Here is a 16,925-nt window from a genome sequence, read left to right on the forward strand (position 1 = left end):
CCGCTTCGAGGGACCGCACCCCTGGACTGAATCGAACGTACGTCCTATTCTCGGGTGGTGGGTTGGAACAACGGTCCGCCGACCTGGTCGGAGATGGAACGGGTGCTCTCGGGACGTGCGCCGTCCGCCGGGGATCGTCGTGGGGAGACGTTCCCGCCGGGAGAGGCGCCCCGAGAGGAGATACGGCGAGAGGAGACGCGGCGAGCCGGCGGCTCCCGGGTCCCGTACGCGGAGCTGCACGCGCACAGCGCATACAGCTTCCTCGACGGGGCCTCGATGCCCGAGGACATGGTGCGCGAGGCCGCCGGACTCGGCTTGCGGGGACTGGCGCTGACCGACCACGACGGCTTCTACGGCGTGGTGCGTTTCGCGGAGGCCGCCGCCGAGGCCGGCATGCCGACGGTGTTCGGCGCGGAACTCTCCCTGCAGCGCGACACCGCACGGGCCGGTGCGGTGGACCCGCCGGGAGAGCATCTGCTGATCCTGGCCAGGGGCGGCGAGGGATACCGCCGACTGTCGCGGGTGATCGCCGACGCCCACATGAGGGGCGGCGAGAAGGGGCTGCTGCGGTACAGCGCGGACACGATCACCGACTACGCGGCGGACGGGCACTGGCTGGTCCTCACCGGTTGCCGCAAGGGCGCCGTCCGGCGGGCCCTCGACCGCGGCGGCCGGTCGGCGGCCGACACCGTGCTGGGAGAGCAGATCGAGCGTTTCGGCGCCGGTGGGCTGGCCGTCGAACTCAGTCCCGGGCCGGGCCCCGACGGCGACGAGCGCAATGCGATCCTCGCGTCCCTGGCGGCCGAGCACGGGGTGCCGACGGTCGCGACCACGGGGGCGCACTTCGCCGGCCCGTCCACCGGTCGGCTCGCGACGGCGATGGCAGCCATCCGCGCCCGGACCGACATCGCGACGATCTCCGGCTGGCTGCCGGGTGTCGGCGGCGCACACCTGCGCAACGGTGACGAGATGCTCCGGCTGATGCCCACCCACCGCGACGCGATCGACAATGCGGTGGCCTTCGCGAGCGAGTGCGCATTCGAACTGGGACTGATCGCCCCGAAGCTGCCGCCGTTCGACGTCCCCGCGGGGCACACGGAGGCGAGTTGGCTGCGCGAGCTCACCGAGCGGGGTGCGCGAGAGCGGTACGGCACCCGGTCCGACCGACCGGACGCCTACCGGCAGATCGACCACGAGTTGACGATCATCGAGATGCTCACGTTTCCCGGATACTTTCTGATCGTCCACGACATCGTCGCGTTCTGCCGTGACAACGACATCCTGTGTCAGGGGCGGGGCAGTGCGGCGAACTCGGCGGTCTGCTTCGCCCTCGGCGTCACCAACGTCGACCCGGTCGCGAGCGGACTGCTGTTCGAACGGTTCCTGTCTCCGGAACGCGACGGTCCCCCCGACATCGATGTCGACATCGAGTCCGACCGCCGCGAGGAGGTGATCCAGTACGTCTACTCCCGGCACGGGCGCGACCGCAGCGCACAGGTCGCGAACGTCATCACCTACCGTCGGCGCTCGGCGGTCCGCGACACCGCCCGTGCGCTCGGCTACGCACCGGGGCAGCAGGACGCCTGGAGCAAGGATCCCGACGCGGCGCCGGCCGACGTCCGCGAACTGGCCGCGCAGATCGCCTCGCTGCCGCGGCACCTGGGCATCCATTCGGGAGGCATGGTGATCTGCGACCGCCCGATCGCCGACGTCTGCCCCACCGAGTGGGCGCGGATGGAGGGACGCAGCGTCCTGCAGTGGGACAAGGACGACTGCGCCGCCGTCGGACTGGTGAAGTTCGACCTGCTGGGGCTCGGCATGCTCTCGGCACTGCACTATGCGATCGACCTCGTGGCCGAGCACACGGGGATGCGGGTCGACCTCGCGACCCTCGACCTCGGGGAGGAGGCGGTCTACGACATGCTGTGCCGCGCCGACTCGGTGGGCGTCTTCCAGGTGGAGTCCCGCGCCCAGATGGCGACGCTGCCGCGGTTGAAGCCGCGAACCTTCTACGACCTGGTCGTCGAGGTGGCGTTGATCCGGCCCGGACCCATCCAGGGCGGATCGGTGCACCCGTACATCCGGCGCCGCAACGGGCTGGAGGAGCCGACGGTGGAGCACCCGTCGATGGAGCGGGCACTCGGCCGCACCCTGGGGATCCCGCTGTTTCAGGAGCAGCTGATGCAGGTCGCGGTCGACGTCGCCGGATTCGACGCCGCCGGCGCGGATCAGCTGCGGCGGGCGATGGGGTCCAAGCGCTCCCCGGAACGGATGGAGCGACTCAAGGCGAGGTTCTACGCGGGCATGCGGGAGAAGCACGGCATCACCGGGCCGACGGCCGACCGGATCTACGAGAAGATGGCGGCCTTCGCCAATTTCGGTTTCCCCGAGAGTCACTCGCAGAGCTTCGCGTCGCTGGTGTTCTACTCGGCGTGGTTCAAACTGCACCATCCGGCGGCGTTCTGCGCGGCGCTGCTGCGTGCCCAGCCGATGGGGTTCTACTCGCCGCAGTCGCTGGTGGCCGACGCCCGCAGGCACGGAGTGACGGTGCACCGGCCCGACGTGAACCATTCGCTCGCCCACGCGGATCTGGAGAACGGCGGGCTCGACGTGCGGATCGGGTTGGGGGCGGTCCGCGGGCTGGGGGACGATGCGGCCGACCGGGTGGTCGACGTGCGCCGCACCGGTGGCCGGTACCGGTCGGCGGCGGATCTGGTGCGCCGGGCCGAACTGTCGCGCACACAGGTGGAGGCGTTGGCGACCGCGGGGGCGCTCGAGAGTCTGGGACTCGACCGTCGTACGGCCCTGTGGGAGGCGGGGGCGGCGGCCGGTCTCCGCGACGACCAGCTGGCGGTGGTCTCACCGCGGGCGGCACCGACGCTCCCGGGCATGTCGGACGTCGAACTGGCGGCGGTCGACGCGGTGGCGACCGGGGTGACGCCGCACTCCTATCCGACGCAGTATCTGCGACCTCGGCTCGACGCGATGGGGGTGACTCCGGCCGACGCCCTGCTGTCGGTGGCCGACGGCACCCGGGTCCTCGTCGGTGGTGCGGTGACGCATCGGCAGCGTCCGGCGACGGCGTCGGGTGTCACGTTCGTGAACCTGGAGGACGAGACGGGCATGGTCAACGTGGTGTGCTCGGTGGGCCTGTGGGCGCGCTACCGGACGGTGGCGCGAACCGCGCCCGCACTGCTCATCCGCGGTCGAGTGCAGAACGCGGAGGGGGCGGTGACGGTGGTCGCCGACCGTCTCCAGCGGCTCGATCTGCGCGTCGGGACCACCTCGCGTGACTGGTGTTGATCCGGGCTCAGCTCCCTCGTCGGGGTTCGGGGCCGACGTAGCGGGCGATCGGCCGGATGATCTTGCCCTCGGCGGCCTGTTCGAGGATGTTGGCCGCCCAGCCGACGATCCGCGCGACCCCGAACGTGGGGGTGAACATCTCGGGCGGCAGCCCGACCTCGCTCATGAGCACGCCGGCGTAGTACTCGACGTTGGCGTAGAGCTTGCGGCCGGGTTTGAGGTCGTTGATCGCGGTCTCGATCTCCGATTCGACGGCGGTCGCGCGCCGCACGAGCGGTGAGTCGTATCGCTGCGTGACGACCTCTTTGAGCAGTTCCGCCCGGGGGTCGTGTGTGCGGTACACGGCGTGCCCGAAACCCATGATGACCTCGCCGGCGGCGATCTTGTCGCGCACCCAGTCTCGGGTGTTCGCCGGCTCGCCGATCTCGTCGAGTGCGGCCAGTGCCCGCCCCGGGGCCCCGCCGTGCAGCGGTCCGAGGAAGGCGCCGAGCGCACCGAGCAGCGATGAGGTGATGTCCGATCCGGACGAGGCGACCACCCGGCCGGCGAAGGTCGATGCGTTGAAGCCGTGGTCGATGGTCGTCACGAGGTAGGTCTGCAGGGCTTCGACGGCTGCCGGGTCGGCGGAGCCGGTGGCCATCCGGAGGTAGTCGGCGGTGTGGGAGCTGTCCGGGTCGGCGTCGATGACGTCGAGTCCGCGCGCCAACCGGTGCGCGGCGGCCACGACGGTCGGCGCGAGTGCGGCGTATCGCAGTGCGGCCTCGCCGCGCTGCTCGGGTGTGAGGTCGAACAGCGGCCGTTCGGTGATGCCTTCGGTCGCCAGCGCCACGCGCAGGGCGGCGAGGGGCTCCACGTCGGCGGTCACCACGTTCCGCAGCAGGTCGACGGTGGTGCCGGAGAGCACCCTCAGTGCGCCGACGCGTTCGGCGAAGGCGGCGGATTCTGCGGCGTCGGGCAGGTGCCCGTGAACCATGAGGTGCCAGACGTCCTCGAAGGTCCGGGTGCGCGCGAGTTGCGTCGCGTCGTATTCGCGGTAGTGGTAGAACCCTTCGTCGCCGCGTACGTCGCCGATGGTGGTGTCGGTGACGATCACGTTCTTCAGGCCCCGGGGAACGGTGATCGGTGAGTTCATGGTGATGAGTCTGCGCTCGGGCGCCCACCGCCGCAATGCTTCGGGGTCGATCGTCGCCGCAGGTCGGTGAGCGGTATCGGGGGTGCGATGAGTGTGGGCGCAGGGTTGTCAGACGGCAGGGGTGTCAGACGGCGCCGCGGAAGTCGTGCTGCCGCCAGGCCTCGTAGAGTGCGACGCTCGTCGCGTTGGCGAGGTTCATCGACCGGCGGTCGGGGAGCATGGGGATTCGCAGTCGGTCGGTGACGTGCGGGTCGTCGAGGACCTCGTCGGGAAGCCCGGTCGGCTCGGGGCCGAACAGCAGGACGTCGCCCGGTTGGTAGGAGACGTCGGTGTGGAAGCGGGAGGCGTGCGCGGTGAAGGCGAACACGCGTGTCGGCCGCAGCGTCTCCCACGCCGCATCCAGGTCCGGGTGGACCGTGACGTGCGCCATCTCGTGATAGTCCAGGCCCGCGCGGCGCACCTGGGCGTCGGTCATGGTGAAGCCGAGGGGTTCGACGAGGTGCAGCTCGCAGCCGGTGTTGGCGGCGATCCGAATCGCATTGCCGGTGTTCGGCGGGATGCAGGGCGCGAAGAAGACGATCCGGAACACGGGGCGATCCTATGCCCGCCGCGCAGGGGCGTCGACCACCGGGGGAGCGAGCGGGCGCTGGAGAATCGGGCGCTGGAGAATCGGGCGCTGGGATCGAACGTTGACACGGTTCGAACGATCGTGCGAGAATGGGTTCATTCCGTCATCGATTAGGCGTTGATCCTCTCACGATCCGCCGACGCAGTGACGAATCTCCCGAGGAGTTCCAGGGTCGTGAATCGCGCGCCGTCCGGCGCAGGCGAGTCATCGAGAGAACCTCATGCAGACCGTCGACACGGCTGCCACCGGAGTACCGAAGACCCGTGACCTTTTTCCGCAGGGGACGATCCCTGCCGTTCGAACCGTGCCAGGAGGCATGACCATGCGTACCACCACCATCTCACCGACCATCGCCGACGACCTGACCGCACTGGATCCCAAGCAGACCGTGTGGTTTCAGATCGACGACGCGACCGGCTTCTACGTGACCGTCGAGGAATTCCTCGCCGTCGCACGCTCGCAGACGGCTGCCGCCGCTGCCTGACTCCGGGCGAACCTGAAGCCGGGCGAACCTGAAGCCCGGCAGCGGCGGCTACCGAGTTTCCCCGCCGCCGCTCGGTGTCTTCCGACTCGCCTTCGCCGCGCCCCAGTGGACCACGCTCGAGAAGAGTTGAAAGATGCCGACGACGAGCGAGACCGCGGCGAGCGCACTCGCGCCGCCTTGGATGTCAACGGACACGTCGAAGACGTCGTCGGTCAGCAACGCCGAACCGGCGGCGACGATCAGACACACCCAGGTGCGCCGCAGCGCCGCGGTGGCCTTGCTGTAGCACTGGGCGTTCGCCGCGGCGTCCAATGCGATCCGCGACCGCAGCTCCACTTCCGCGGCCATCTTCTCGCGACCGGCGACCGACTCGTCGAGTGCGGCGAGGATCTGGATGTCGTCGCGCAGCATGCGATGCGCGCGTGCCGCCCCGAGCCCGGCGAGGGCGTGGGGGATGGCCGCGACGATCGCGGTGCCGATCGCCACCGCCGCGACCGCCGTGACGGTCGACAGGATCTGCGCGGTCGGGACGGAAACCAGGGAGTGTTCGATCGGCGCCGTGAGCATCGTTGCTGTCATGGTGCGAGTGTGGTCCACGGATCGGCACGGCGGGGGACTCCCACGCCGAGACCGGACTATTCGGTCATCGGATGCGGTGGCGCGGACGCCGTCGGCCACGCCCGATCGGCGGTCCGGGTGGGATCGGCGGGACGCCAGTGGAAGAATGGAGCCCCGTGACGGCGATTCGACTGGACGGCAAACTCACCCGCGACGAGATCTTCACCGACCTGACGGCCCGCGTGGAGCGGCTGGCGGAGGCCGGCATCACCCCCGGCCTGGGCACCATTCTGGTCGGCGACGACCCCGGATCCCGCTCGTACGTGAAGGGCAAGCACTCCGACTGCGCCAAGGTCGGCATCGCGTCCATCCGCAAGGACCTGCCCGCGGACGCGAGCGCCGACGACCTCGACGCCGCGATCGACGAACTCAACGCCGACCCCGCCTGCACCGGGTACATCGTCCAACTCCCGCTGCCCGCTCATCTCGACGAGAACGCGGCGCTCGAACGCATCGCTCCCGAGAAGGACGCAGACGGCCTGCACCCGATCAATCTCGGTCGCCTCGTCCTCGGCAAGGCCTCGACGCTGCCGTGCACGCCCCGGGGCGTCATCCACCTGCTGCGCCGCTACGACATCCCCCTCGACGGTGCGCGCGTGGCCGTCGTCGGCCGCGGCGTGACGATCGGTCGCCCCATCGGCCTGCTGCTCACGCGGCGCAGTGAGAACGCCACCGTGACCCTGTGCCACACCGGAACCCGCGATCTGGCCGCGGAGGTGGGCCGCGCGGACATCGTGGTCGCCGCCGCCGGGGTCGGACACCTGATCACCCCCGACATGGTGAAGCCGGGCGCCGCGGTCGTCGACGTGGGCGTCAGCCGCGTCGACGGAAAGCTCACCGGCGACGTGCACCCCGACGTGTGGGACGTTGCCGGCGCGGTGTCGCCGAACCCCGGCGGGGTGGGGCCGCTGACGCGGGCCTTCCTGCTGGCGAACGTCGTGGAACGGGCCGAGTCGCAGGCCGCGGACGGACGCCGATGACCCCCGTCGATCCGACTGCCACCGGAGACGTCGAGTCGGTGCGTCGCGCACGCCGCCTCCACCGCTTCATCGTCGGGATCCCGTACTACATCGTGCTGTCGGTGATCCTCGTCGGCGTGGTCCTGGTCGTGATCGACCGTTGGCGCCGCGGCACCTTCGTCTGCGGATCGGCACTCATCCTGGGGGCCGTCTTCCGCGCCTTCCTGCCGTCGGGTCGCGTCGGTCTGCTGCAGGTGCGCAGCCGAGTGTTCGACGTCGTCGCCATGGGTGCGATGGGCGCCGCGGTCCTGTGGCTGTCGACGTCCATCGACTCGCTGGGGACGGCCTGAGGGCGGTCGGCTAACGTCAGGCCCGCGGCCCGGACAGGTCGAGGGTCTCCGCGAGAAGCGCCGCGACCGGCTCCTTCTCGGTGAGGAAACCGTCGTGGCCCGCAGCGGATCGGATGATGCGCAGACCGCCGACGCAGTTCCCCAGTTCGCGGGCGATCTCCTCCTGCTGGGCCAGCGGATACAGGCGGTCGGAGTCGACGCCCCCGACGATGGTGGGCACATCGCAGCCCGCCAGGGCGGCGGCCACGCCGCCGCGGCCGCGGCCGACATCGTGATTGTTGAGGACTTCGCTGAGCTGTACGTAGGCGCCGGGATCGAAGCGGGTGCCCAGCTTGTGCGCCTGATGCTCGAGGTAGCTCGTGATCGCATAACGGCCGCCGGCGAGCGGATGCTCACCGTCCTGCGGGTGATTCGCGAAGCGCGCGTCGAGTTCCGCGTCGCTCCGATAACTCAGGTGTGCGATCCGTCGAGCGATGCCCATCCCGGTCAGCGGTGTGCGACCCGACTCGTAGTAGTCGCCGCCGAGCCAGTCCGGATCGGCCGTGATCGCCGCGATCTGCGTGGTCTGGGTGCCGATCTGATCGGCACTCGCTCGCGCGCCGACGGCCAGGACGAGAGACGCCGCCACCCGATCGGGGTGGGTGACCTGCCATTCCAGGACGCGGGCCCCGCCCATCGAGCCGCCGGCGATCGCGGCGAACCGGGGGATGCCGGCGCGCGTGAACGCCGCGGCCTCGGCTCGCACCAGGTCGCGGACGGTCAGCCGCGGAAACCGCGACCCCCATGGGCGTCCGTCCGGGGCCGACGCCCCCGGACCGGTGGAGCCGTAGCATCCGCCGATCGCGTTGGGGGCCACGACGCACCACTCGTCGGTGTCGACGGCACAACCCGGACCGATGAGTCCGTCCCACCAGCCGGTCATCGAGAAACGCTCGTCGGCGGGCCCGGTGACGTGGGAGTTCCCGGTCAACGCGTGCAACGCGAGGACCACGTTGTCGCGCGCCGCGGTCGGGGTGCCCCACTTCTGGAAGGTGACGGTGACGTTCGGCAGCTCGGCACCGGAGTCGAGTGCCAGAGCGCCGATCGAGACCGCGGTCTGCGACCCGTCGGGGAGATCCTCCCAGTCGGGGTCGCTCACCGTCGTGGCGGCGTCGATGTCGACCGACACCGGCCGTCTCCTTCCGTCGAAGTGGTTGCGAGTGTCAGGCGCCGGCGGCGGCCGTGAACCCCTCGGCCAGGTCGGCCAGGATGTCGTCGATGCCCTCGATGCCGACGGCCAGCCGGACGAGGCCCGGGGTGACGCCCGCGGCGAGCTGATCCTCGGCGGACAGCTGGCTGTGGGTCGTCGACGCCGGGTGGATCACCAGCGACCGGACGTCACCGATGTTGGCGACGTGGCTGTGCAGCTTCAGCGCGTTGACGAACGCCTTGCCCGCTTCCACGCCGCCCTCGATCTCGAACGACACGATGGCGCCGGCACCCTTCGGCATGATCCGCTGGGCGAGCTCGTAGTACGGCGACGACTTCAGTCCGGCGTACGAGACGGAGGTGACCTGCTGGTGGCCTTCGAGGTAATCGGCGACCTTCTGCGCGTTCTCGACGTGCCGCTCCACACGCAGGCTCAGGGTCTCGATGCCCTGGGCGAGGAGGAAGGCGTTGAACGGGGCGATGGCCGCACCGGTGTCGCGGAGCAGCTGCACGCGTGCCTTGAGCGCGTAGGCGGGTGCGCCCAGATCCGCGTAGACGACGCCGTTGTAGCTCGGGTCGGGAGTGGTGAATCCGGGGAACAGATCCTGACCGTCGCGCTGGACGCGCCAGTCGAAGGTGCCGCCGTCGATGATGACGCCGCCGATCGCGGTGCCGTGGCCGCCGATGTACTTGGTGGCCGAGTGGACCACGACGTCGGCGCCGTGGGCGATCGGGTTGAGCAGGTACGGGGTGGCGACGGTGTTGTCGACGATCAGCGGGAGGCTGTTGTCGTGGGCGACCGAGGCGAGTCCGTCGATGTCGAGGATCTGGTTGTGGGGGTTCGAGATGGTCTCGGCGAACACCGCGCGGGTGTTCGGCTTGATCGCGGCGCGCCACGACTCGAGGTCGTCGGGATCCTCGACGAAGGTCACCTCGATGCCGAACTTCGGCAGGGTGTGCTGGAAGAGGTTGTAGGTGCCGCCGTACACGCGCGGGCTGGAGACGACGTGGCCGCCGGCCTCGACGATGTTCTGGATCGCGTAGGTGGTCGCCGCCATCCCCGAGGCGACCAGCAGTGCCGCGACGCCGCCGCCCAGGGCCGCGAGCCGCTGCTCGGTGGTGTCCTGGGTGGGGTTCATGATGCGGGTGTAGATGTTGCCGGGCTCGGCCAGCGCGAACAGGTTGGCCGCGTGGTCGGTGTCGTCGAAGACGAACGAGGTGGTCTGGTAGATCGGCAGGGCGCGCGCCTTGGCGGTCGCGTCGACGACCTGTCCTGCGTGAACCTGGTTGGTCTCGAAACTCCACTGGGAGGCGTCAGACATGGACGGCATCACTTTCTTGGTCGGGGGCCGCCGTGCGCCCCGGGGCGGGCGGCGGCGTTCGCTCCAGGGTCCGACCTTCGGACCCGCGCTTGCTGCGGCGACGGGGTTGTCGCAGCCAGGTCATCACCCGGAGCACCCCACCGCGGTTGGAGGGTTGCCGGTCAGCAAGCCGGGGCTCAGTGCTGACGCTCATGACCTGATGGTGAGGGTATATCAGCCGCCGAAGACGCCCGAAACGGACTGGGGTCCACTGGGTGAAACCCTTCCCAACCGCCGCGTGCTGTGCTAGGACGGGTGAATTCTCTCCGACGCTCCGGTGACCGAGTGGAGAACGGTTGCCCACATCGTCGACGCGGGTGGCCGGCGGCGACATCGGTGGGGGAAGATCGTCGTCGTGACTTCATCGCCTGCACCGTCCGGTGCGTCGTCCCCGCTCTCCCCGCGTGCAGTTCGCGCCGTCGCGCTGCCGGCGGTGTGCTCGGCTCTGGTCGTCGGCGGCGTCGCCGTGGCGCCCGCCACGGCTCACGCTCAGGCCCCGGCCCCGGCTGCCGCTCACGCTCAGATCCCGGCCGCCGCTCAGGCTCAGGTCCCGGCCCCGGCGCAGACTTCGGTCGACGCGCCGAATCCCGCGCCTGCCCGCACCCCCGAGCGTGACCGGACCCCCGAGCGTGACCGGCCGGTGGACCGAGACTGGACGACGGACCCGTTGAGCATCGACGCGTCGGTGACCGTCGGCGGCGTCCTCCAGGTCGACGTCGCGCGCGACTGGGGTCGCAGCGACGACCTCACCGTCGGCGTCACGGTCGGCGCGGGACTCGACCCGGACGGTCGTGACGCGCCGGTTCTGGTCCCGCCGACCGAGCTCGGGCACGTGGAGGCGACGTTCCCGATGCTCGATTCGCGGCGGCTGCTCGACATCGCCTTGACCGCCGTCGGATGGGCGTGACGCGGGTTTGCACGATCGCTCGGTCGCATGGGGGCGATGAGATATGCTCGGTAAACAGTACGGCCGTTCTATTAAGTGCTGCTCAGCGTGGAGTGGCCGGGCGTACTACCTTGGACGTGAATAGTGCGCCGGGTCACTGATTCGGCGCGGTGAATACATCAGACAGCTAAGTCATCAGACTAGGGGTGCGGGACCACCACGTGAGATCCACGTCGGGCCCGGATTCCGCAGAGGAGCCGCGCGGCACACAGAGCGCGGTCGACCGCCGAGGAGGGCACTGAGCCATATGGGCAAGATCAAGGTCGAGGGCACCGTCGTCGAACTCGACGGCGACGAGATGACGCGGATCATCTGGCAGTTCATCAAGGAGAAGTTGATCCACCCGTACCTCGACGTCAACCTCGAGTACTACGACCTCGGCGTCGAGCACCGCGACGCCACCGACGACCAGGTCACGGTCGACTCGGCGCATGCGATCCAGAAGCACGGCGTCGGCGTCAAATGCGCGACGATCACCCCCGACGAGGCGCGCGTCGAGGAGTTCGGCCTCAAGCAGATGTGGCGCTCGCCCAACGGCACCATCCGCAACATCCTCGGCGGCACCATCTTCCGCGCACCGATCCTGATCTCGAACGTTCCGCGGCTCGTCCCGGGCTGGACCAAGCCCGTCGTCGTCGGCCGCCACGCGTTCGGCGACCAGTACCGCGCGACCGACTTCAAGGTCCCCTCGGCCGGCACGGTCACCATCACCTACACCCCGGACGACGGCAGTGAGCCCATCGAGCACGAGATCGTGAAGATCCCGGACGAGGGCGGCGTCGTCATGGGCATGTACAACTTCAACAAGTCCATCGAGGACTTCGCGCGCGCATCGTTCAACTACGGATTGCAGCGCAACTACCCGGTGTACCTGTCGACCAAGAACACGATCCTCAAGGCGTACGACGGCGCATTCAAGGACATCTTCCAGGACGTCTTCGATCGCGAGTTCAAGAGCGAGTTCGACGCCGCCGGCCTGCACTACGAGCACCGGCTCATCGACGACATGGTGGCCTCCTCGCTCAAGTGGGAGGGCGGCTACGTCTGGGCGTGCAAGAACTACGACGGCGACGTCCAGTCCGACACCGTCGCGCAGGGGTACGGCTCGCTGGGGCTGATGACCTCGGTGCTGATGACCCCGGACGGCAAGACCTGCGAGGCCGAGGCGGCGCACGGCACCGTCACCCGCCACTACCGTCAGCACCAGCAGGGCAAGCCGACCTCGACCAACCCGATCGCGTCGATCTTCGCCTGGACGCGCGGACTCGACCACCGCGGCAAGCTCGACAACACCCCCGAGGTGCGAGAGTTCGCCGAGCAGCTCGAGGACGTGGTCATCAAGACCGTCGAGTCCGGCAAGATGACAAAGGATCTCGCGCTCCTGGTCGGCGGGGACCAGTCGTACCTGACCACCGAGGAGTTCCTCGGCGCGCTCGACGAGAATCTGCAGATCGCCCGCCGCTGACCGCACGGCGACGACGATCGCCGACCGCACCGTGATACGAGACCGGCCCCGTTCCGATCGGAACGGGGCCGGTCTCGCGTCGGTCGCGGGCCGCGACGGGGACCGCGTCAGATGATGGTGCGTCCCTCGTCGCGGGCCTTGCGCCACTCCCGGTAGAAGCCGCGGACGATCACCGACAGCGTTCCCAGGGTGAGCACGGGCCACACCAGGACGTACAGGGTCAACCAGAACTCGCTCATCAGATCTTCTCCTTGTCGGTGTCGAGGTCCGTGTCGCGGTCGTCGTCGGTGTCGTCGACGGCGACACCCGAACCGGTGGTGACGGCGGCAGGCGCGGTCGCGTGTTCCGCACCCAGGTCGACGTCGATCTCGTGACGATCATCGAAGTCGCCGGTCGTCTCGGCGATGACGGCGAAGTCGAAGCGTCTCGTCGTGTTCGCCATCGTGATCGCCAGGCACACCAGGGTGCTGACCGCGTACGCCACCAGCGACCCGGACAGCACGGCGTACTGGTGCAGGAACCCGATGCTGAACGGCGCGATGGCGATCGGCGCGATGACGCCCACCGCGATCGCGGGTCGCAGCCCGAGGAAACCGAACACCATGAGGCCGGCGACGACGCCGACACCGATCGTCGAGAGCACGTCGACGACCACACCGAAGCCGCCGTCGAGCGAGACCCACTCGAACCGGACCGGCAGGAACACCGCGACCGCGGTCACCACCGCCACGCTGAACGCCAGGTTGGTGACCCGGTTCCAGTAGAAGCTCGTGATGACGGGGAACACGAGTGCACCCCACAGGGCGCCGACGAACACCAGGAGGTCGAGGATGTTGAAACTCGACCCGGCGAAGTACATCGCCGTCACCGTCGCCACGATCATCGTGATGCGGCCGATGAAGACCATCTTGCGGGGGTCGGCGTGCCTGCGCCCCACCTGCTGTCCGTAGATGTCGGCCATCACGATCGACGCCAGCGCCGTCATGTCGGCGTCGGCGGTCGACGAGAGCGAACCGATGATCATGATGAAGAACAGGCACAGCAGCGCCGTCGGCAGATAGGTGGCGGCGAGCTGCGGGATCAGGTTGTTGACGTCGCCGTCCGAGGGGCTGTCACCCGAGTACAGCGCGATCACGCCGAGCATGCCGATGCCGATGATCGCCGAGCCGTAGCCGAAGGTCGCGGTGACGAACGTCTTCTTGATCAGATCCTCGCGGACCGCGAACAGACGCTGTGCGATCGTCTGGTTGCCGATCGCGTATGCCAGCACCGCGGCGATGTACGGCGCACCCTGGTTGTAGAACGCGTCGGAGGAGAAGAAGTTCTTCTGCGACGGCGTGAGGTTGGCCGCCCCCTCCGTGAACAGGTCGGGGCCGCCGGCCGCGAAGAAGACCACCGGGATGATGATGACGACCGCGCCCAGCATGAAGACCACCTGGACGAAGTCGGTCAGCACCGATGCGCGGAAGCCCGACCACAGGGTGTAGAGCAGCACGCCGCCGCCGATCGCGATCACACCCTGGGTGAACGTGAACGGTGAGAGCATGTCGATCAGCGCACCGCCGGCGATGAGGTTCGCCGTGAGGCTGATGATGCTGCCGAGCACGTTGGAGCCGGCCAGCAGCAGCTGGCTCGACCGTCCGTGCCGGGCGAACATCACTTCGGCGATGGTGTGGGCGCGCGGTGCGACCGCGCGGATCCGCTTACCGAACGGGTAGATCAGCAGAATCATCAGCGCGCCCCACAATCCGTAGTGGATGGGGCCGGAGATCCCGTAGGTGTACCCGGATTCGGCCGACGCGTACATCGACGCGGCCCAGATCCAGGTAGCGGTCATCGATGCGGCGGAGATGCCGAAGCCGATTCGTCCGCCGCCGGTCATGTAGCCGTCGGCGTTCTCGGTCTTGCGGCCGATCCGCAATGCGATGAACAGGCTGGTCCCGAAGAACGCCACGAACAGGGCGATCACCACGGGACCGGAGAGTTGTTGAAGATCGGACAACTGAGTTCTCTTTCTCGTCTGGCGCCGAGAGGTTCCCGGCGCAGTGCGTCAGGAAGTGAGACCCATTCAGTTGTCGGGAGGCTCGAGTTCGTCAGTCCGAGGGGGCAGTCCGGTGAACGGCGCCTCGACGGGCGGCTTGTCGATGGTGCCGGCGGGCGTCGCGGCTTCCAACTCTCTCAATCCTCTCAATCGGGAATAGCATGTGTATGTGTTGTATCAGCCGTGCGTACGAGGGTTTCCGACGGGTCGCCCCAGTGTGATCCGGACGGTAGCAGTGTGAGCCGTGCGGTAGCAGTGTGAGCCGTGCAGTAGCAGTGTGATCCGTGCAGTATCGGTGGGATCACACCCGGAATCGGGAATCGCCGGACCGGCGCGAGCGTTGACCAGTCGTGCGTGAAACCAGTGTCGATGTCGCCGAACCCGCCGCCGCGGCCCCGCCGAACCGCCGGGGCACCCTCGGGGTGATCCTCGCGTTGGCTCTCGGCGGCTTCGGCATCGGCACCACGGAGTTCGTCGCCATGGGCCTCCTGCCGAACATCGCCGACGACATCGGGGTCGCCGAACCGACGGCCGGCCACATCATCTCCGCGTACGCGCTCGGTGTCGTCGTCGGCGCCCCGGTCATCGCGGTGCTCGCCGCCCGCGTCTCACGCCGCTCACTGCTCATCGGACTCATGGTCGCGTTCACCGCCGGCAACGCCCTGAGCCTGGTGGCAGCCGACTATCCGCTGCTGTTGGCCGCGCGCTTCGTCGCGGGGCTCCCGCACGGCGCGTACTTCGGTGTCGCCGCCCTCGTCGCCGCCCACCTGGCCGGCCCGGGCCGCCGGGCCGCGGCCGTCGGCCAGGTGATGATGGGACTGTCGGTCGCCAACGTCCTCGGCGTCCCGGCCGCGACGTGGATCGGCCAGGCCCTGGGGTGGCGGGCGGCGATCGGCGTCGTCGTCGCGATCGGCGCCGTCACCGTGATCGCGCTGTGGACCGTGCTCCCGCACCTGTCGTCCATGACGGTCACCGACCCCCGTACCGAGTTACGCGGACTCCGCCGCGGCCAGATCTGGCTGACGCTCGTGATCGGCACGGTCGGCTTCGGCGGCTTCTTCGCGTTCTACACCTATCTCAACACCGCGCTCACGTCCGTGGCCGGACTGCCGGAGAGCACCGTCCCGCTGGCGTTGGCGCTCTTCGGCGTCGGGATGGTGGTCGGCAACTACGTCGGCGGACGACTCGCCGACACGTTCGGCGACCGCGCCATCGGCATCGGGATGGCCGCGGCGGCGACCGCGCTGGTGACCTTCGCTCTCACCGTCTCCACCGGCTGGCCGGCGCTCATCGTCACCTTCCTGATCGGCTGCGCGGGCTCCACCGCGCTCCCGGGACTCCAGACCCGTCTCATGGACGTGGCCCACGATGCGCAGACGATCGCGGCGGCACTCAACCATTCGGCGCTCAACGTCGCCAATGCGATCGGGGCGGCCCTCGGCGGCGCCGTGATCTCCGCCGGATTCGGCTACCGCGCACCGGCGCTCGCCGGCGCCGGGCTCGCGCTGGCGGGTGTGATCATGCTGCTCGTGGCGACGGCGACGGCCCGCCGACCGGAGCGCGTCACGGGCTAGAGTGGGGCCTCGTGACTGACTCCGGCTTCTCGATCACCACCGTCAACGTCAACGGCATCCGCGCGGCGGTGAAGCAGCGCAATGAGCACAACCACGGAATGCTCCCGTGGCTCGACGAGTACGGACCCGACGTGGTCCTGCTCCAGGAGGTCCGCGCCACCGACGCGATCGCCCGCAAAGCCCTCGCCCCGGCCCTGGCCGCCGGATGGCATCTGGAGCACACGGAGTCGCAGATCAAGGGCCGCGCCGGGGTCGGGATCCTCTCGCGCACCGAGCCGACGGCCGTCCGGACCGGATTCGGCAGTGCGGAGTTCGACACCGCGGGCCGCTACCTCGAGATCGACGTCGACCTGGGCGGCGGCCCGATCACGATCGGCAGCCTGTACCTGCCGTCGGGCGCCGCCCTCACCGACGATCCGAAAGACGTGGAGAAGTACGAGGAGAAGAAGCGCTTCCTCGCCGAATTCGGTCCGTACCTGCGCGAGCTGCTGCACTCCGGCCGCGACGCGGTGGTCGCGGGCGACTGGAACATCGCGCCCGACGAGCGGGACATCAAGAACTGGAAGGGCAACGTCAAGAACTCCGGCTTCCTCCCGCACGAACGGGAATGGGTGGCCGGCGTCCTCGACGACGGCTGGGTGGATGTGGCCCGACGCCACCACGGCGACGTCGCCGGTCCGTACGCGTGGTGGTCGTGGCGCGGAAAGGCCTTCGACAACGACGCCGGCTGGCGGATCGACTACCACCTGGTGACCCCGGAGCTGGCCGGCCGGACGCGGGAGACCCGGGTCCACCGTCCCGAGGCGTACGACCGCCGCTGGTCCGATCACGCGCCGGTGACCGCGTTCTTCGACTGATCTCCCGTCTGAAAGAATC

General features: G+C 69.2%; 15 protein-coding genes and 1 riboswitch. Of the genes, 8 read left to right on the forward strand and 7 right to left on the reverse strand.

The annotated features are described in order from the left end of the window. Positions 1 to 57 precede the first annotated feature (57 nt). Entirely contained in the window at positions 58 to 3,303 is a 3,246-nt protein-coding gene (locus G528_RS0113530) for an error-prone DNA polymerase (protein ID WP_026919436.1), read from the forward strand. A gap of 7 nt (positions 3,304 to 3,310) precedes the next feature. Here the strand turns inward: G528_RS0113530 and G528_RS0113535 are convergent, their stop codons facing one another. Continuing rightward, entirely contained in the window at positions 3,311 to 4,435 is a 1,125-nt protein-coding gene (locus tag G528_RS0113535) for a citrate/2-methylcitrate synthase (RefSeq protein WP_026919437.1), read from the reverse strand. A gap of 124 nt (positions 4,436 to 4,559) precedes the next feature. Next, positions 4,560 to 5,024 (reverse strand): tRNA (cytidine(34)-2'-O)-methyltransferase, encoded by a 465-nt coding sequence (locus G528_RS0113540; protein WP_026919438.1) that lies wholly within the window; start codon positions 5,022 to 5,024, stop codon positions 4,560 to 4,562. Positions 5,025 to 5,379: 355 nt separating this feature from the next. On the opposite strand from G528_RS0113540, the gene G528_RS18485 reads away from it, so the two are divergent. Further along, a complete protein-coding gene (locus G528_RS18485; protein ID WP_156890449.1) occupies positions 5,380 to 5,547 on the forward strand; it encodes a hypothetical protein in 168 nt (55 codons plus the stop codon). 48 nt (positions 5,548 to 5,595) lie between these two features. Here the strand turns inward: G528_RS18485 and G528_RS0113550 are convergent, their stop codons facing one another. Continuing rightward, the gene (locus G528_RS0113550) at positions 5,596 to 6,126 is read right to left on the reverse strand and encodes a hypothetical protein (RefSeq protein WP_156890450.1); all 531 of its coding nucleotides are present in this window, start codon (positions 6,124 to 6,126) and stop codon (positions 5,596 to 5,598) included. Positions 6,127 to 6,281: 155 nt separating this feature from the next. On the opposite strand from G528_RS0113550, the gene G528_RS0113555 reads away from it, so the two are divergent. Then, entirely contained in the window at positions 6,282 to 7,145 is an 864-nt protein-coding gene (locus G528_RS0113555; protein WP_035720099.1) for a bifunctional methylenetetrahydrofolate dehydrogenase/methenyltetrahydrofolate cyclohydrolase, read from the forward strand. After that, positions 7,142 to 7,474, forward strand: coding sequence for a DUF3017 domain-containing protein (locus G528_RS0113560; protein WP_026919441.1), 333 nt, complete (start codon positions 7,142 to 7,144; stop codon positions 7,472 to 7,474). Before G528_RS0113555 ends, G528_RS0113560 begins: the two co-directional genes overlap by 4 nt. Before the next feature lie 16 nt (positions 7,475 to 7,490). Here the strand turns inward: G528_RS0113560 and metX are convergent, their stop codons facing one another. Both metX and G528_RS0113570 read right to left on the reverse strand, forming a co-directional pair. Beyond that, positions 7,491 to 8,642, reverse strand: coding sequence for a homoserine O-acetyltransferase MetX (metX, locus tag G528_RS0113565; RefSeq protein ID WP_026919442.1), 1,152 nt, complete (start codon positions 8,640 to 8,642; stop codon positions 7,491 to 7,493). Positions 8,643 to 8,676: 34 nt separating this feature from the next. After that, on the reverse strand, positions 8,677 to 9,984 hold the full coding sequence (locus G528_RS0113570; protein ID WP_026919443.1) for a bifunctional o-acetylhomoserine/o-acetylserine sulfhydrylase: 1,308 nt from the start codon (positions 9,982 to 9,984) through the stop codon (positions 8,677 to 8,679). Between the two features lie 80 nt (positions 9,985 to 10,064). Then, positions 10,065 to 10,181, reverse strand: a riboswitch (SAM riboswitch). Positions 10,182 to 10,378: 197 nt separating this feature from the next. Between G528_RS0113570 and G528_RS0113575 the strand changes: the two genes are divergently transcribed. Together G528_RS0113575 and G528_RS0113580 are read left to right on the forward strand one after the other, a co-directional pair. Continuing rightward, on the forward strand, positions 10,379 to 10,930 hold the full coding sequence (locus G528_RS0113575) for a hypothetical protein (RefSeq protein ID WP_156890451.1): 552 nt from the start codon (positions 10,379 to 10,381) through the stop codon (positions 10,928 to 10,930). Between the two features lie 286 nt (positions 10,931 to 11,216). Beyond that, positions 11,217 to 12,434, forward strand: coding sequence for an NADP-dependent isocitrate dehydrogenase (locus G528_RS0113580; RefSeq protein WP_026919445.1), 1,218 nt, complete (start codon positions 11,217 to 11,219; stop codon positions 12,432 to 12,434). Between the two features lie 107 nt (positions 12,435 to 12,541). Here G528_RS0113580 and G528_RS18735 read toward each other — a convergent pair whose 3' ends face one another. Both G528_RS18735 and G528_RS17595 read right to left on the reverse strand, forming a co-directional pair. Next, entirely contained in the window at positions 12,542 to 12,673 is a 132-nt protein-coding gene (locus G528_RS18735; protein WP_026919446.1) for a putative transporter small subunit, read from the reverse strand. Next, positions 12,673 to 14,406, reverse strand: coding sequence for a sodium:solute symporter family protein (locus G528_RS17595; RefSeq protein ID WP_245569781.1), 1,734 nt, complete (start codon positions 14,404 to 14,406; stop codon positions 12,673 to 12,675). The genes G528_RS18735 and G528_RS17595 overlap by 1 nt, the downstream gene beginning before the upstream one ends. Positions 14,407 to 14,825: 419 nt before the next feature. On the opposite strand from G528_RS17595, the gene G528_RS17600 reads away from it, so the two are divergent. Together G528_RS17600 and G528_RS0113605 are read left to right on the forward strand one after the other, a co-directional pair. Then, a complete protein-coding gene (locus G528_RS17600; RefSeq protein WP_035720101.1) occupies positions 14,826 to 16,049 on the forward strand; it encodes an MFS transporter in 1,224 nt (407 codons plus the stop codon). Positions 16,050 to 16,060: 11 nt separating this feature from the next. Beyond that, positions 16,061 to 16,906 carry an exodeoxyribonuclease III gene (locus tag G528_RS0113605; RefSeq protein ID WP_026919447.1) on the forward strand — a complete coding sequence of 282 codons (846 nt, stop codon included), beginning with the start codon at positions 16,061 to 16,063 and terminating at the stop codon, positions 16,904 to 16,906. Positions 16,907 to 16,925 lie beyond the last annotated feature (19 nt).

It is taken from the genome of Gordonia shandongensis DSM 45094 (assembly GCF_000423025.1).
Lineage (GTDB): Bacteria > Actinomycetota > Actinomycetes > Mycobacteriales > Mycobacteriaceae > Gordonia > Gordonia shandongensis.

Coding starts and splice junctions, on each gene's coding strand:
- G528_RS18485 (WP_156890449.1), top strand. CDS start 5,380: ATGACCATGCGTACCACCACCATCTCACCGACCATCGCCGACGACCTG.
- G528_RS0113580 (WP_026919445.1), top strand. CDS start 11,217: ATGGGCAAGATCAAGGTCGAGGGCACCGTCGTCGAACTCGACGGCGAC.
- G528_RS18735 (WP_026919446.1), bottom strand. CDS start 12,673: ATGAGCGAGTTCTGGTTGACCCTGTACGTCCTGGTGTGGCCCGTGCTC.
- G528_RS0113535 (WP_026919437.1), bottom strand. CDS start 4,435: ATGAACTCACCGATCACCGTTCCCCGGGGCCTGAAGAACGTGATCGTC.
- G528_RS0113560 (WP_026919441.1), top strand. CDS start 7,142: ATGACCCCCGTCGATCCGACTGCCACCGGAGACGTCGAGTCGGTGCGT.
- G528_RS0113550 (WP_156890450.1), bottom strand. CDS start 6,126: ATGACAGCAACGATGCTCACGGCGCCGATCGAACACTCCCTGGTTTCC.
- G528_RS0113570 (WP_026919443.1), bottom strand. CDS start 9,984: ATGTCTGACGCCTCCCAGTGGAGTTTCGAGACCAACCAGGTTCACGCA.